The organism is Verrucomicrobiia bacterium, from assembly GCA_019634625.1.
GTDB lineage: Bacteria > Verrucomicrobiota > Verrucomicrobiia > Limisphaerales > CAIMTB01 > CAIMTB01.
Map to the genome: position 1 here is coordinate 1 of JAHCBA010000079.1, position 14,646 is coordinate 14,646.

The window sequence follows — 14,646 nt, forward strand, 5'->3', positions numbered from 1 at the left end:
TTGTAAAGTGCCGGTCCCATTAAAATGGGGTGTCAATTGCAAAAGGCCGGGCACATAAGAACAAGGTGGATGATCTTGTTGCCGGTGAGGGCGGCGTCGCGGCAGAGGCGGTACGGCAAGGCAATGCCATGGGCACGCGACGACCTGGGGGGTGGATGATGATTGGGAGGGAAGGCCTGGGCGGCCTACTCTCAAGTATTGAGCAGGGGGGCAGGAGGGGGGTTGCCGCTTGCCATCAGGGGGGTGGTTCGTACCATCGCGTCACTCTGGCACGCCCCGGACATGGGCATTGCCGTCGTTGTATGATGCGGTCATTTGCCTTTACCACCCAGGGGCGGTTGCACAGCCAGGACATCGCACCGTTCCTGATGCCGACGCTGCTTTCGGACACGAACCTGTTCCTGTGGGTGGATCTGGAGGCGGCGACGGGGGAGGAGGCGAAGATGGTTTTGGACGAGATCTTCCACTTCCATCCGTTGTCGATCGAGGACTGCCGGCAGGAGTCGGCGACGCCGAAGGTGGAGGAGTATTTCCCGAAGGACGACGACCGGTTTTCGCCGTACCTGTTCATGGTGATCCACGCGGTGGATTACAGCCGGAAGGGGGGTGTGTTCGCGACGACGGAGCTGAACTTCTTTTTGGGGAGGAACTACCTGGTGACGTACCACGACGCGCACATGCGGAGTGTGCAGGCGGTGGAGGACCGGTGCCGGAAGGGGACGGTGCATGTGGCGCGGGCGCCGGACCGGGTGGCGCACACGCTGCTGGATTCGATCGTGGACAACTACAAGCCGGCGTTGGAGGAGCTGGCGTACGAGATTGCGGATCTGGAGCAGCAGGTGATCGAGCGGCAGAGCCGGGAGATCATCCGGCGGATTCTGGGGGTGAAGAAGGAGGTGATGCATCTCCGGCAGATCATCGGGCCGCAGCGGGAGGTGCTGGCGCGGTTTGCGCGGGGCGAGTTCAAGTTGGTGCGGGCGCACCTGGTGCCGTACTACCGGGATGTGTACGATGCGTTGTTCACCATCGGGGAGCGGGCCCAGGCCTATGCGGATTCGCTGACCAACGTGCTGCAAGTGTCGGTGAATCTGTCGAGCCAGCAGACGGGGGAGGTGATCAAGCTGCTGACCCTGATCACGGTGGCGACCACGCCGATCATGGTGGTGGGGACGTGGTATGGGATGAATTTCGAGGGGATGCCGGAGCTGGGGCTTCCCCATGCGTATCTCGGGGTGACGGTGCTGACGGTGGCGGCGACGGTATTGACGCTGCTTTATTTCCGCCGCCGGGGCTGGCTGGGGTCGGAGGGGCGTGCGGACGCGGAGCCGGACCGGCGGGCGTGACGGGGTGGACCGATCTCCTGATGCCTCCGGGAAAGACCAGCTTCGTTGACAAGGTCCTTGGGCGCCTGACGCGTCTGGACGCGGAGAATGTCCGCAACCTGATGCGGCGCCTGGCGGAGGAGCGGAGTCTGTTCGAGACGGTGTTCAACATTGTGGAGGACGGGATTGTGGTGACGACGGGGGACGGCCGGGTGGTGAATCTGAACGAGAGTGCGGTGCGGCTGCTGGGGTTGCCGGACGGTTCGAGGGGGGAGGGGCAGACGATCCGGGAACTGCTGCCGGAGCTGGATTGGGAGAAGCTGGGTTCGCTGGAGGGGGGCGGGGCGTCGCGGGTGGTGCGGCAGGAGTTCGAGGTGACGTGGCCGCGGCCGAGATTCTTCCGGCTTTTTGCGGCGCCCATTGATGGCGAGGTGGCAGGGGGGAGTGGACTGGCGTTGATCCTGAACGACGCCACGGAGGCGCGGCAGAAGGAGTTTGAGACGGTGGAGAGCGAGCGGTTGCAGGCGCTGACGCTGCTGGCGGCGAGCCTGGCGCACGAGATCGGCAATCCGCTCAATGCGCTGAACATCCATTTGCAGTTGATGGAGCGGGAGCTGCGGCGGCTGCGGTCGGAGCTGGTGGCCATGCGGAATCACAGTCCGCGCACGGCGCGTCCGCGGAGCCACCAGTTGGAGGCGGAGCAGGGGGCCTTTGCGTCGCTGGAGAAGCTGCAGCGGTTCAACGGGGTGGCGCGTGGGGAGATCGGGCGGCTGGACACGATCGTGAGCCAGTTTTTGCAGGCGTTGCGGCCGAGCACGCCGCGGTTGCGGGCGGCGGACCTGAACGGGACGGTGCGGGAGACCCTGGCGCTGCTGCGTCCGGAGCTGGAGAACCGGGGGTTGCTGGTGGTCGAACGGCTGGCGCCGGATCTGCCGCCGGGGCATTTCGATCCGGACCAGATCAAGCAGGTGCTGGTGAATCTGGTGCGGAACGGGATGCAGGCGATGACGCGTGGGGGGACGCTGACATTGGAGACGGGGCGGCATGCGGACGGGCACTGGTTGAGCGTGGAGGACACCGGGGGTGGGATACCGCAGGAGACGATGAACCGGCTGTTCAAGCCGTTTCACACGACGAAGAAGAAGGGGACGGGGCTGGGGCTGATGATTGTGCAGCGGCTGGTGCGGGCGCACCATGGGCGGATTGATGTGGAGAGCCATGTGGGCCGGGGCACGCGGTTCCGCATCTGGCTGCCCGGGGCCCCGCGGGTCCGGCTGCTGTCGCATCCGAATGCATGAACACGCCGACACTGCTCATTGTGGACGACGAGAAGACCACGCGGGACGGGCTGCGGCTGGCGCTGGAGGACCGGTACGACGTGTTTGCGGCGGAGGATGCGCGGTCGGCGATGGAGCTGCTGGAGCGGGAGCGGTTCGACGTGTTGCTGACCGATCTGCGGTTGCCGAAGGAGGACGGGCTGAAGGTGATTGAGCGGGCGAAATCGCTGGCCCGGCCGCCGGTGTGCATCCTGATGACGGCCTACGGTTCGGACGAGACGATCGTCGAGGCGATGAAGCGTGGGGCGGACGACTACATCGCCAAGGGGCGGATGGAGATCGAGCTGCTGGAGCTGAAGATCGAGAAGGCGCTGCGGACGCGGCGGCTGGAGACGGAGAACACCGCGCTGCACCGTCAGCTCGACGTGAAGTTCGGGCTGGACCAGGTGATTGGGGAATCGCCGGCGATGCGCGAGGTGTTCGACACGGTGCGGCTGGTGGCGGAATCGCGGGCGACAGTGCTGATCCGGGGGGAGAGCGGGACGGGCAAGGAACTGATTGCGCGGGCGATCCACCGGCTGAGTCCGCGGGCGCGGGGTCCGATGGTGATCGTGCATGCCGGGGCCCTGGCGCCGACGCTGCTGGAGAGCGAATTGTTCGGGCACGAGAAGGGGGCGTTCACCGGGGCGCACGAGCGGCGGATCGGGCGGATTGAGGAGGCGCAGGGCGGGACGTTGTTTCTGGACGAGATCGGGGAACTCGACGCGACGCTGCAGGTCAAGCTGCTGCGATTTCTCGGGGAGCGGACGTTCGAGCGGGTGGGTTCGAACCGGACGCTGACGTCGGATGTGCGGCTGATCACGGCCACGCACCGGGATCTGCGTGCGATGGCGCGCGAGGGGCGGTTTCGGGAGGATTTGTACTGGCGGCTCTGCGTGGTGGAGCTGGTGATGCCGGCCCTGCGGGAGCGCCGGTCGGACATTCCGCTGCTGGCGACGGCCTTTCTGCGGGAGTCGGCCTCGGCCAACGGGAAGACGGCGAACGCCTTCAGTCCCGAGGCGCTGGAGGCGATGCAGGTCCACGACTGGCCGGGCAACGTGCGGGAACTCCGGGCCGCCGTGGAGCGGGCGGTGGTGCTGTCACGGGGCCCGGTGATCGGGCTGCGGGATCTGCCTCCCGACGTGCGGACGCCGACTGGCGGGCCGGGCGGGCGGGCGGGATTGGAACCGGGGTTGGAATCGAAGTCGGGACGGGTTCCGTCGGCGGGATTGGCGGGGGGGGTGACGGTGCAGGATGCCGAACGGGAATTGATTCTCCAGGCTCTGCGGGAGACCGGGGGCAACCGCACGGAAGCAGCCCGGCGGGTCGGCATCAGCCGGCGAACGCTGCATCGCAAACTACACGAGTATCGCATCGAAGGATTCTGAGCCATGCCACGCCTCCAGGAACTCATTCACATTCTCGAAGTTGGCGCGGGAGCGCGCTACCTGCGTCTGGCCGCCCTGCTGCTGGGGATTCTGAGCCTCACCGTGGTGTTTGATCTGCGGGAGTTTCAGAACATGAAGAGCGAGGAGGCCATGGATGCGGCGCAGGTGGCGCGGAATCTGGCCGAGGGGCGGGGGTTCACCACCCGGTACGTGCGGCCGCTGAGCATGAGCGTGATCATGCAGCACCGGGACGACCGGGACCCGCTGATCAAGGGGGAGCATCCGGACCTGGCGAATGCGCCGCTGTATCCGGCGGTGCTGGCGGGGTTCATGAAGATCCCGGGGCTGTTCCAACACGACATCGTTTCGAGCGAGGAGGGGATCTTCACGAGGCACCGTCCGGATCTGGTCATCACCTTGATCAACCAGGGTTTCTTCTTCCTGTCGGTGTTTCTGATATGGCTGCTGGCGCGGCGGCTGTTCGATCCGGGGGTGGCGTTCCTGACGGTGCTGGTGATGCTGGGGAGCGAACTGCTTTGGCAGTTCAGCGCTTCGGGGCATTCGACGATGCTGGCGTTGTTTCTGGTGACGGTGCTGGCGAACGTGCTGGTGCGGCTGGATCTGGGGGTGCGGGGCGATCCGCCCATGAGCCTGGGGAAGGCGGTGGTGCTGGCGGCGGTGGCGGGAGGGGTGTGCGGGTTGCTGGGGCTGACGCGCTACTCGCTGGCGGTGCTGGCGTTGCCGGTGGTGGTGTTCCTGGTGGCGGCTTTTCCGGGACGGCGGGCGGTGCTGTCGGGGGTGGCGGCGCTGATGTTTCTGGGGACGTTTTCGCCGTGGCTGGTGCGGAACTGGCAGATCTGTGGGAACCCGTTCGGGATTGCGGCCTACAGTCTCGTGCAGGAGACCCCGCATTTCAGCGACGACTGGATGACCCGGTCCCTCGATCCGCGGGACATCGATGTCGGCAAGGTGACGCGGGCGGACATTGTCCGGAAGGCGTTTGTCGGGGCGGGGCGGTTGCTGCAGGAGGATCTGCCGCAGTTGGGAGGGACATGGCTGACCGCGTTCTTCCTGGTGGGGCTTTTTGTACCGTTCGTGCATCCGGGCCGGGGGCGGCTGAGATGGTTTACGGTGGGGGCGCTGGTGACGCTGGGACTGGCTCAGATTCTGGCGCGGACGCATTTGTCCGATGTGGTGCCGCGGATCCACTCGGAGAATCTGCTGGTGGTGCTGGCGCCGCTGGTTTTTTTGTTTGGGGCGGGGCTGCTGATGCTGCTGGTCAACAGTCTGGACGTGGTGGTGGATGCCTGGCGGAAGGTCATTCTCGGGGCGGCGGTGCTGGTCTGCTGGCTGCCGTTGATCGTCACCTTCGGGCCGCCGCGGGTGAGTCCGATCGCCTATCCGCCCTATTATCCGCCCTCGATCCAGCGGGTGGCGCGCTGGTTCGGGCCGGACGAGATGATCATGTCGGACATGCCGTGGGCGATGGCGTGGTACGGGGACCGGCAGTCGATCCTGCTGAGCCGGGATCCGTACCAGTCGTTCAACGACATCCATGACTGGCAGAAGACGGTGAACGCGGTGTACCTGACGCGGATCACGCTCGATCAACGTTTCGTGAGCGGATGGGTGATGAACGGGTGGCAGTGGGGGAAGTTCATTGTCGATATGATTACGAAGGAGAAGTTGCCGGAGAGTTTTCCGTTGAATCAGGCGCCGGATTTCCTGAGCACCTTCCCCCATTACCTGCTGATTGCGGACCGGAGGCGGTGGACGGGGGAATTTGCGCCGATTCGACCGCCGCAGGAACGCGACACGCGGTCCACGGGCACGGCCGACCCGAGGGAGACGGAGGGGCGCGGATCGGAGTGAGCCTGAGGGACCATGGGGCGAATCCTGGTCATCCGGGGGGGTGCGATCGGGGATTTCATCCTGACGCTGCCGGTGCTGGCGGCGTTGCGGGGGCAGTTTCCGCGGGTGACGATCGAGGTGCTGGGGTATCCGCACATTGCTCGGCTGGCATTGATCGGGGGGTTGGCGGACGCGGTGCATCCGATCGAGGCGCGGGCGCTGGCGGGCTTTTTCGGGCGGGGTGCGGATCTGGACGCGGGAACGGCGTCGTTCCTGGACCGGTTCGGGCTGGTGGTGTCGTACCTGTACGATCCGGACCTGATATTCCGGACCAACGTGGCGCGCTGCACGCAGGCGCAGTTCATCGTGGGGCCGCATCGGCCGGAGGCGGGGTCGGGGCTCCACGCCACGGAGACGTTCCTGCGACCGCTGGAGGCCTTGGCGGTGTTCGGGGCGGACCCGATGCCGCGGTTGGCGCCGGAACGGGTGGTTCCCGGGGATGGGCGGTGGCTGGCGGCGCATCCGGGGAGCGGCTCGGAGACGAAGAACTGGCCGGAACGGCGATGGGCGGAGTTGTTGCGGCGGGTGTTGGAGGACGGGGAGCAGCGGGTGTTGCTGGTGGGCGGGGAGGCGGAGGGGGACCGGCTGGAGAATCTGATGGCGGGGTTGCCGGCGGGCCGGGTGCGGCTGGCGCGGAGTGTGCCGCTGGACGTGCTGGCGGGGATGTTGCGGGGGTGCTCGCTGTTTGTGGGGCACGATTCCGGGATCACGCACCTGGCGGCGGCGGTCGGGTTGCCGTGCGTGGTGCTGTGGGGTCCCACTGATCCGAGGCTGTGGCGTCCGCGGGGGCAGCGGGTGGTGATGTTGCAGGACGACACGGGTCTGGCGGGGTTGTCCACGGATGCCGTCTGGGAAGTGTTGCGGGGAATGCTGGTGCGAGGGCGGGAGACGACGTGAAGACCAGGGAGACCCAGGTGCCGGCGACGGGTGGGGCAGGGGGACCGGGTTTGGCGGGGGATCCTTCGAGGATGGAGCGTGTTCGTGGCGGCGTACCGCGACGGGTATTGTGGGTGGATCATGCGCGGCGGATCCTCGGGGGGGCGGAGGTGAACCTGGTGGAGCTGCTGGGCGCGGCGTGCGGGCGGGGCGATTGGGAATCGGTGGTGGCCTGCGATCCGGAGGGTCCGCTGGACGAGGCTTTGGGGAGGGAAGGTGTGGTGCGGGTGCCGTACCGGCTGGGGGACGCTCTGGGAACGTTCAGGGCGGTGGGCCGGCGGTTGCCGCTGGGGCGGGCATGGCGGGCGTGGCGGGCGTGGCTGGCGTTGCATGACGCGCGGAAGACGCTGGCGACCCTGGTGGCGGAGTGGGATCCGGACGTGGTGGTTTCGTGCACGAACAAGGATCATTTCGCGGCGGGAGCCGTCTGCCGGGGGGCGGGTGTGCCGTCGGTGTGGTGGGTGAACGATGCGCTGTCGGCCGATTTCTTTCCCCGGACCGCGCGATGGTTGTTCACGGTGCAGGCGTGGTGTCGGGCGACGCGGTGCGTGGCCGTCTCGGAGTTTGTGCGACGGAGTCTGCTGCAGCTTGGGCTGCCCGGGGGCCGGGTGGTTGCCGTGCCGAACGGGATTCCGCTGGAGCGGTACCGGCGGCGGGAGGCGGGGGTGTTACGGGGGGAACTGGGCCTCGGGGCGGATGTTCCGCTGGTGGGCATGGTGGGGCGGTACACGCCCTGGAAGGGGCAGGACCTGTTTTTGAAGGTGGCGCGGGACTGGTGCCGGGACGGGGGTGGGGGACAATTCGTGCTGATGGGAGGGGCCTTCAACGAGGACCAGGGGTACGAGGCGGCGCTGCGGCGGGAGGCCGGCGAGGGGGTCTTGCGGGGGCGGGTGCACTGGGTGGCATTCCGGAGGGAAGTGACGTCGGTGCTGAGCGATCTGGATCTGGTGGTGCATGCATCGAGGAAGCCGGAACCGTTCGGGCGGGTGCTGATCGAAGCGATGGCGGCGGGGGTGCCGGTACTGGCGGCGAGGGCTGGGGCGGTGCCGGAGATCATTTACGAAGGAGTGAACGGGCTGCTGGCCGGGCCGGGCGAGGTGGGGGAGTATCGGCGGCAGATGGAACGAGGGTTGAAGGACAGGTTGCTGCGGGAGCGACTGGTGCGGGAAGGGCTGCGCACGGTCCGCGAACGGTTCACCGTGGAGCGGGTGCGGGACGGGTTTGCGGGGGTGTTTGCAGCGGTGGGAGCGGGGGCGGAGGAAGCGTGAGATCAGAGCCTGCGATGCGCTTTCTGACGGTCAGTCTCGGGTATCCTCCGGAAGTGCCGGGTGGGGCGTGGAAGGTGGCGGAAGCGCAGTCGATGGGGCTGGCGGCACGCGGGCACCGGGTGGAGGTGGTGACGGTCGATCCCCGGGGTGATCTGGAGGAGATGTCATGGCGTGGCGGGGTGCTCATCCACCGTTACCGGGCCGGGGCGGGGCCGTTCTTTGCGCGGTGGCGGTCGGCCAACCGGGCGGCGGCGATGCGGATCCGGGCGTGCCTGGCGGACGACGTGCCGACGGTGATCCTGCAGCACCATGCCTATCTGGAGCCGGCGGTGGCGACGGCGCCGGTTCCGGTGGTGCACACATATCATGGCCCGTGGGCGGAGGAGTACCGGTATGCCTCGGGATTGGAGACTGGCGGCTGGGTCAGGCGGATCGGGCGGGGAATGGTCATGCGGGCCATGCGGCGGGTGGAGAAGAGGGCCTTGCGACGTGCCTCGCGGGTGCTGGTGCTGAGCCGGTCCATGGCGGGCGAGGCGGTCCGGTGGCACGGGCGCCGATTGCCAGAGATGGAGGTGGTGCCCGGGGGGGTGGATGGGGAGCGGTACCGACCGGCGCCCGACCGGGAGGCGGTGCGACGGTCGTGGGGATTGGAGGGGGATGACATTCTGGTGGTGGCGGTGCGGAGGTTGGAGGCGCGGATGGGGCTGGACGTGTTGTTGGATGCATTTGCGGCGGGGGGGGACGGGCATCCGGGGGCGCGGTTGTGGCTGACGGGGAGGGGATCGGCGGAGGGACGGCTGCGGGAGCAGGCGGGGAGGCTGGGGTTGGAGGGGCGGGTTCGGTGGCTGGGGCACCTGGACGAGGCGGATGTCCCGCGGTTGTTGCAGGCGGCGGACGTGGCGGTGATGCCGTCACTGGGATTGGAGGGATTCGGGCTGGCGACCGTCGAGGCGCTGGCGTGCGGGACGCCGGTGCTCGGGTCGCGGGCGGGGGCGACGCCGGAGCTGCTGGAGCCGTTGGGCGGGGAACTGCTATTCGAGGCGGGGTGCGTGGCATCGCTGGCGGGGCGACTGCGGAGGGTGCTGGAGGAACCGGGGCGGCTGCCCTCGCGAGAGCGGTGTGCGGCGTACGGGCGTGGGTTTGAGTGGCGGCGGCAGGTGGAGGCGTGCGAGCGGCTGGGGCTGGCCCTGGTGGAGGGACGAGAGGGATGAAGGTCCTGGTTCTGGGGAAGTACTATCCGCCGCACCACGGGGGGATCGAGACCCTGACGAAAACGTCGTGCGAAGGGTATGCGCGGTGCGGGGATGACGTGAGCTGCGTGGTGGCGAACGACGCTGGGCGGACGGTTCGGGAGGTATTGAATGGGGTGCGGGTCAGGCGCTGTGCGGCGTGGGGGACGGTGTTTTCACTGCCGGTGAGTCCGGGGTATCTGGCTTCGGGACGACAGGAGGGGGACGTGGTTCAGATGCACTTCCCGAATCCGCTGGCGGATCTGGCGTTGTGGCTGGGGCGGCGGGCGGCGCCGTGGGTGGTGACGTACCACAGCGACGTGGTCCGGCAGGCGTCGGTACAGCGGGGGTACCGGCCGCTGATGGACTGGATGCTGGGGCGGGCGGCGCGGATTGTGGTGGCGACGCCGCCGCAGCGGGAGGCGTCGCCGGTGTTGAGGCGGTACCGGGACAAGTGCGAGGTGATCCCGTTTGGATTGGATCTGGAACGGTTTGCCCGGCAGGGGGCGGAGCCGGCGGGAATGGCGGAGGCGTTGGCGGAGGCGGCGGGGCGTCCGGTGCTGCTGAACATCGGGCGACTGGTGGAGTACAAGGGGCAGCGTTACCTGATTGAGGCCCTGCGCGGGTTGGATGCGGTGGGGTGGCTGGTGGGGTCGGGGCCGTTGCGCGGGGAGTTGGAGGAGCAGGCGCGGGGGCTGGGGGTGCGGGACCGGGTGCGTTTCTGGGGGGAGGTGGACGATGAGGCATTGCCGGCGCTGCTGCGGGCCTGCGACGTGTTCGTGCTGCCGTCGATCACGCCGAACGAGGCGTTCGGGCTGGTGCAGGTGGAGGCGATGGCGTGCGGGAAGCCGGTGGTGAGCTGCCGGCTGGAATCCGGAGTGCCGTATGTGAACCGGGATGGGGAGACGGGGTGGGTGGTGGCGCCGGCGGATGCGGAAGCGCTTGCCAGCGCGCTTGAAACCTTGTGCGCTGATCGGGCGCTCCGGGCGCGGTTCGGCGAAGCGGGCCGGCTTCGGGCGCGAGACGAGTTCGCGCTTGAGAAGATGGTCTCGCGGTACCGGGACCTGTTCGCGAGGGTGCGGGCGGAACGACGGGACGGCGGATGAGGACGTATTTCACCGTGCTGCTGCTGGCGATGGGGGTGTCGTTCTTGATGACGCCCATCGCGGCGCGGCTGGCATTCTGGTTGGGCGCGGTGGACCGTCCGGAGGCGAGAAAGATCCATCGCGAGCCTATACCGCGGCTGGGTGGGCTGGCGGTGCTGGCGGGGTTCTGTGTGCCGTGGGTGGCGTTGTATCTCATCGACAACCGGGTGGCGCGCATCTTCCAGGAGCAGCAGGCGCTGGTGCTCACCCTGGTTGGATGCGGGTGCCTGATGTTTGTCGTGGGGATGCTGGACGATGTGGCCGGGCTGAGTGCGGCGCGGAAGCTGGTGTTGCAGGTCGGGATTGCGGCAGGGATGTATGCCGGCGGCATCCGGATCACCGAGGTGACCAATCCGTTCGGGGAGGCGTGGGCGTTGGGATGGATGGCGGGGCCGGTGACGGTGTTGTGGATCGTGGGATTGACGAATGCGACCAATCTGCTGGACGGCATGGACGGGCTGGTGGCCGGGGTGGCGGCGGTGCTGGCGTTGTCCCTGGCGATGATCAACATCATCGGGGGGAACACGGTGGTGGCGTTGCTGACCTTCGCGTTGGCGGGGGCGACGCTGGGATTTCTTCCCTACAACTTTTCGCCTGCACGGATTTTTCTTGGGGACAGCGGGAGCCTGCTGGTGGGGTTGCTGATGGCGGGGATCGGGACGTTGTCGTTTTTCAAGGCGGCCACGGCCACGCTGGTGCTGGTGCCGCTGCTGCTGTTTGCGCTGCCGCTGTTTGACACGACCCAGGTGGTGATCGGGCGGATGCGGCGGGGGCGTCATCCGTTCACCGCGGATGACACGCATGTGCACCACCGGTTGTTGAGGTTTGGGCTCAGCCAGAAGGAGGCCGCCATTTTCTTTTACGCGGTCACGGTTTTCCTGGGGGTCGCGGCGATCGTACTGAGTTGGCGGTTCACGCGGGGCTCGTTTGCGGCCCTGGGCATCCTGGGTGCCGTGCTGGCGGCCGTGTTGCTGGCCTGGTCCTGGCAACTGCGTCAGCGCCGAAATCCCGACCGGCCGCCCGGGACGGAAGCCACTCCCTGAGGAATTGCAGCCATGATCAGCCTTGAATCCGCACAAGAGAGCATCCTGGGAGGTCTTCGACCCCTGGCCACCACCGAGATCCTTCCGGTCGCCATGGCGACAGGGAGGGTGCCAACGGGGGATTTGAATGCCCGGGTGGAGTTGCCGCCGTTCGATAATGCGTCGGTGGACGGCTATGCCGTGCAGTCCGCAGACCTGGCGGGGGCCGGTCCGGAGAATCCGGTGGCCTTGGAGGAAGTGGGAAGGGTCAGCGCCGGGGACCTGCCCAGCCGCCTGGTGACGTCCGGCACCTGTGTCCGGATTTTCACCGGGGCCATCGTGCCGCCGGGCGCGGATGCTGTGGTGATGCAGGAGGACACCTCACGCGGGGAGGGAGGCCTGGTGAGATTCATGGCATCGGTCGGCCCGTGGGAGGGGGTTCGACTGGCGGGAGGCGATTTAAAGCTGGGGGCGCGGGTTGCGGAGGCGGGAGTGCCCCTGTCCCCGGCGCGGGTCGGATTGCTGGCGGCGACCGGACACGCGACGGTCAGCGTGCATCGGCGTCCGCGGATCACCCTGTTGGCGACCGGGAACGAGCTGACAAGTCCGGGGGATCCCCTGGTGCCTGGTCGGATCTATGACAGCAACCGGGCGTTGCTGAGTGCTCTGGCGGCGAAGGACGGATTTCATCTTGTGTCCGCGGGACTGGTCCAGGACACGCCGGAAGGGACCATGGCCGCCCTGGTGGACGCGGCGCGGGCCAGCGACGTGGTGGTGACCACGGGGGGGGTGTCGGTGGGGGATTCGGACCTGGTGAAGGCCGCCGTGATGGCCTTGGGCGGCACGGTGGAGAACTGGCGACTGGCATTGAAGCCGGGCAAGCCCTTTGCCTGGGGCCGATTCGAGAGTGCGCTGTGGTTTGGGCTGCCCGGGAATCCCGTGTCGGCGTTCGTCACGTGGTGGTTGCTGGTCCGACCGGCCTTGCGACGCCTCATGGGAATGAAGGTGGCGCACGGGCAGCGATTGCGGGGGAGATTGGGGGAAGCGGTCGGCAACGAGGGCGAACGACGCCATTTCATGAGGGTCCGACTGGATGAGGAAGGCCGGGTGTGGATTGCGGGAGCGCAGGCTTCCCACATTCAGTCCGGGCTGGCGGAAGCGAACGGTCTTCTGGACGTGCCGCCGCGGTCCGTATGGGAAATGGGGCGGGACGTGGAAGTGCTGCTGCTGGCGTAACGCGACGTGACGGACTGCGGGGGGGGGAGGCGTTCAGACGGGACCAGGGAACCTGTGTCTAGAAGGCCCTCGCGGGCATCCGGGCGTCGTGCTTCCGTTGAAACAGCTCCATGGGCCGCATGGTGGAGATGGGATTGGGCGACTCGCCGAAGCCGCCGGCGCGAGGAGTGCCGCTCGGAAGGCCAAGATCGAGGCCTCGTCCGGGCAGTTGCAGCGAGCGCGAGGCGCCGAGGGAGTCTTCGGGGCGCGGAACGGGCGATCCGCCGGAGAGTTCGGAGGCGCCCAGGGGGCCGCGCCCGGGGATGCCGAGGAAGCCACCGGGCGCTGCCCCGATCGTGGGGTTCCCGCCGACACCGGGTGTGAGGACGTTGCCGGGTTGCCAGGAGGTGATGCCAGAACTGCCACCGAGGAGGCTGCGGAAGGATTCCATGCGCGCCGTGCGCGCCCGTTCCTCGTCGCTGTCGCGAAATCCAAATCCGGAGGAGCGAAGACCGCGGGATCGGTCCGGATCGAGGAGATTGTCGGCTCCCGGACGGCGGTCTCGCTCCAGACTGTCCATGCCGATCCGCTGAAGGTCCATGGCGGGCAGGAAACGGGTGTCTGAAAGGCCGGTTTGACTCATGGCATCGCGATTGTCTCCCAAGGTCCCCGGCCTCGAATCCGCGCTGCCGGAGCGGCCATCGAGGTTGTCCCGGGTGTCGCGCCCCGCCGAGTCCCGATCCGTGCCGGGGTTGCGCCGATCCCGGTCCGAATCGCGCCGCGAAGTGGGGTCATCGGCACGCCGGGCGGAGGGGGCGAACAGGTCGTCGATGCCAACCTCGGTACGTTGCCCTCGGTCTTCCTCGTCGCCGTCCCACAAGCCGCCGGAGAAAGCGCCGTTCCGTTCGAGCAACTCGAGCAGGATCCGGCTCTGGTTCACCTGATCCGCAGCGGGAAGCATCGTGACCGGCGACATGTCGGGCGGTGCCGAAGCATCACGGGTCTGGAAATTGAACGATCGAGCGCCAATGTCGCGTTCCGTCAGCGGCTTGACCGGCATGGTGCCGGCGCCGGGCGGAGAAAACTCCACCTGCCGCCCGGCAGGGGGCGGCTCGGCCGCCCAGGCAAGGGTGCTTCCGAGCAGGCCGACCCCGAGAATGCGCCCGAAGGTATTCATCATCGATGACGGGATTTCTACGCCTTCGGGGATGCGCCGTCAAAGCGGAACGCCGGGGAGCATGGGGGGGGCGGGACGATCCTGCTGAGACAGGCTCTCAGGCCGGACTTCCCGACGCATCCGCTGCGCGTTCGGCGCCATCCGGACACCACGGAAACCGTCAGCCGACTCACTTGGGACCGCCATTGTCGCGACCCTGTTTCCAACGACGTTGCCGACGAAGGGAATCGAAGCGGCTCTGTGGCTCCCCAACATGGCCGGACTCCAGTCACGACCCCGGGCGGGGTCGTGACTGGAGGGGCGATCAGTCCGGGGGTCGAATCCTCGAAGGCGGGTTCGAACCCCGGCTCAACTCTGGATGTCCAGCCGGTTCAGCAGTCGTAGTAGAGGAAGAACTCGTACGGGTGGGGGCGGAGCCGGATGGCGTCCTGTTCCCGGCGCTTGTGTTCGATCCACATGGCGAGGAAGTCCTTGGTGAACACATCGCCCTTGAGGAGGAAGTCGTGGTCCGCTTCGAGGGCGTCGAGGGCTTCGGCGAGGCTGCCGGGGACCTTGGGCACGCGGGCCAGTTCCTCGGGGGGCAGTTCGTAGAGGTTTTTGTCCATCGGTTCGCCCGGATCGATCTTGTTGAGGACACCATCCAGGCCGGCCATCAGCAGGGCGCTGTAGCAGAGGTAGGGATTGGCGGCCGGATCGGGCGGGCGGTACTCGACGCGT

The 14,646-nt window shown here is 67.7% G+C and carries 12 protein-coding genes; 10 read left to right on the forward strand and 2 right to left on the reverse strand.

All coding sequences use genetic code 11. The features are described 5' to 3' along the window. The first annotated feature begins 302 nt into the window (after positions 1 to 302). The 10 genes from corA (at position 303) to KF833_24000 (ending at position 12,773) form a co-directional block, all read left to right on the forward strand. The gene (gene corA / locus KF833_23955; GenBank protein ID MBX3748372.1) at positions 303 to 1,343 is read left to right on the forward strand and encodes a magnesium/cobalt transporter CorA; all 1,041 of its coding nucleotides are present in this window, start codon (positions 303 to 305) and stop codon (positions 1,341 to 1,343) included. 20 nt (positions 1,344 to 1,363) lie between these two features. Next, on the forward strand, positions 1,364 to 2,620 hold the full coding sequence (locus KF833_23960) for a PAS domain-containing protein (GenBank protein ID MBX3748373.1): 1,257 nt from the start codon (positions 1,364 to 1,366) through the stop codon (positions 2,618 to 2,620). Further along, positions 2,617 to 4,026 (forward strand): sigma-54-dependent Fis family transcriptional regulator, encoded by a 1,410-nt coding sequence (locus KF833_23965; GenBank protein ID MBX3748374.1) that lies wholly within the window; start codon positions 2,617 to 2,619, stop codon positions 4,024 to 4,026. The genes KF833_23960 and KF833_23965 overlap by 4 nt, the downstream gene beginning before the upstream one ends. 3 nt (positions 4,027 to 4,029) lie before the next feature. Then, a complete protein-coding gene (locus tag KF833_23970) occupies positions 4,030 to 5,898 on the forward strand; it encodes a hypothetical protein (GenBank protein ID MBX3748375.1) in 1,869 nt (622 codons plus the stop codon). A 12-nt stretch (positions 5,899 to 5,910) separates the two neighbouring features. After that, complete coding sequence (locus KF833_23975) at positions 5,911 to 6,834, forward strand: glycosyltransferase family 9 protein (protein MBX3748376.1); 924 nt, start codon at positions 5,911 to 5,913, stop codon at positions 6,832 to 6,834. Positions 6,835 to 6,905: 71 nt separating this feature from the next. Continuing rightward, positions 6,906 to 8,141: a glycosyltransferase family 4 protein gene (locus KF833_23980; GenBank protein MBX3748377.1), complete on the forward strand. Its 1,236-nt coding sequence runs from the start codon at positions 6,906 to 6,908 to the stop codon at positions 8,139 to 8,141. 14 nt (positions 8,142 to 8,155) lie between these two features. Beyond that, positions 8,156 to 9,352 (forward strand): glycosyltransferase family 4 protein, encoded by a 1,197-nt coding sequence (locus tag KF833_23985; protein MBX3748378.1) that lies wholly within the window; start codon positions 8,156 to 8,158, stop codon positions 9,350 to 9,352. Next, entirely contained in the window at positions 9,349 to 10,476 is a 1,128-nt protein-coding gene (locus KF833_23990; GenBank protein ID MBX3748379.1) for a glycosyltransferase, read from the forward strand. The genes KF833_23985 and KF833_23990 overlap by 4 nt, the downstream gene beginning before the upstream one ends. Next, complete coding sequence (locus KF833_23995; protein ID MBX3748380.1) at positions 10,473 to 11,558, forward strand: undecaprenyl/decaprenyl-phosphate alpha-N-acetylglucosaminyl 1-phosphate transferase; 1,086 nt, start codon at positions 10,473 to 10,475, stop codon at positions 11,556 to 11,558. The genes KF833_23990 and KF833_23995 overlap by 4 nt, the downstream gene beginning before the upstream one ends. Positions 11,559 to 11,570: 12 nt before the next feature. After that, positions 11,571 to 12,773, forward strand: a complete 1,203-nt coding sequence (locus tag KF833_24000; GenBank protein ID MBX3748381.1) for a molybdopterin molybdotransferase MoeA — start codon at positions 11,571 to 11,573, stop codon at positions 12,771 to 12,773. A gap of 58 nt (positions 12,774 to 12,831) precedes the next feature. On the opposite strand, the gene KF833_24005 is transcribed toward KF833_24000, so the two are convergent. Further along, entirely contained in the window at positions 12,832 to 13,932 is a 1,101-nt protein-coding gene (locus KF833_24005; protein ID MBX3748382.1) for a hypothetical protein, read from the reverse strand. A 368-nt stretch (positions 13,933 to 14,300) separates the two neighbouring features. Further along, a partial coding sequence (gene glnA, locus KF833_24010) for a glutamine synthetase (GenBank protein MBX3748383.1) occupies positions 14,301 to 14,646 on the reverse strand: 346 nt, incomplete at its 5' end.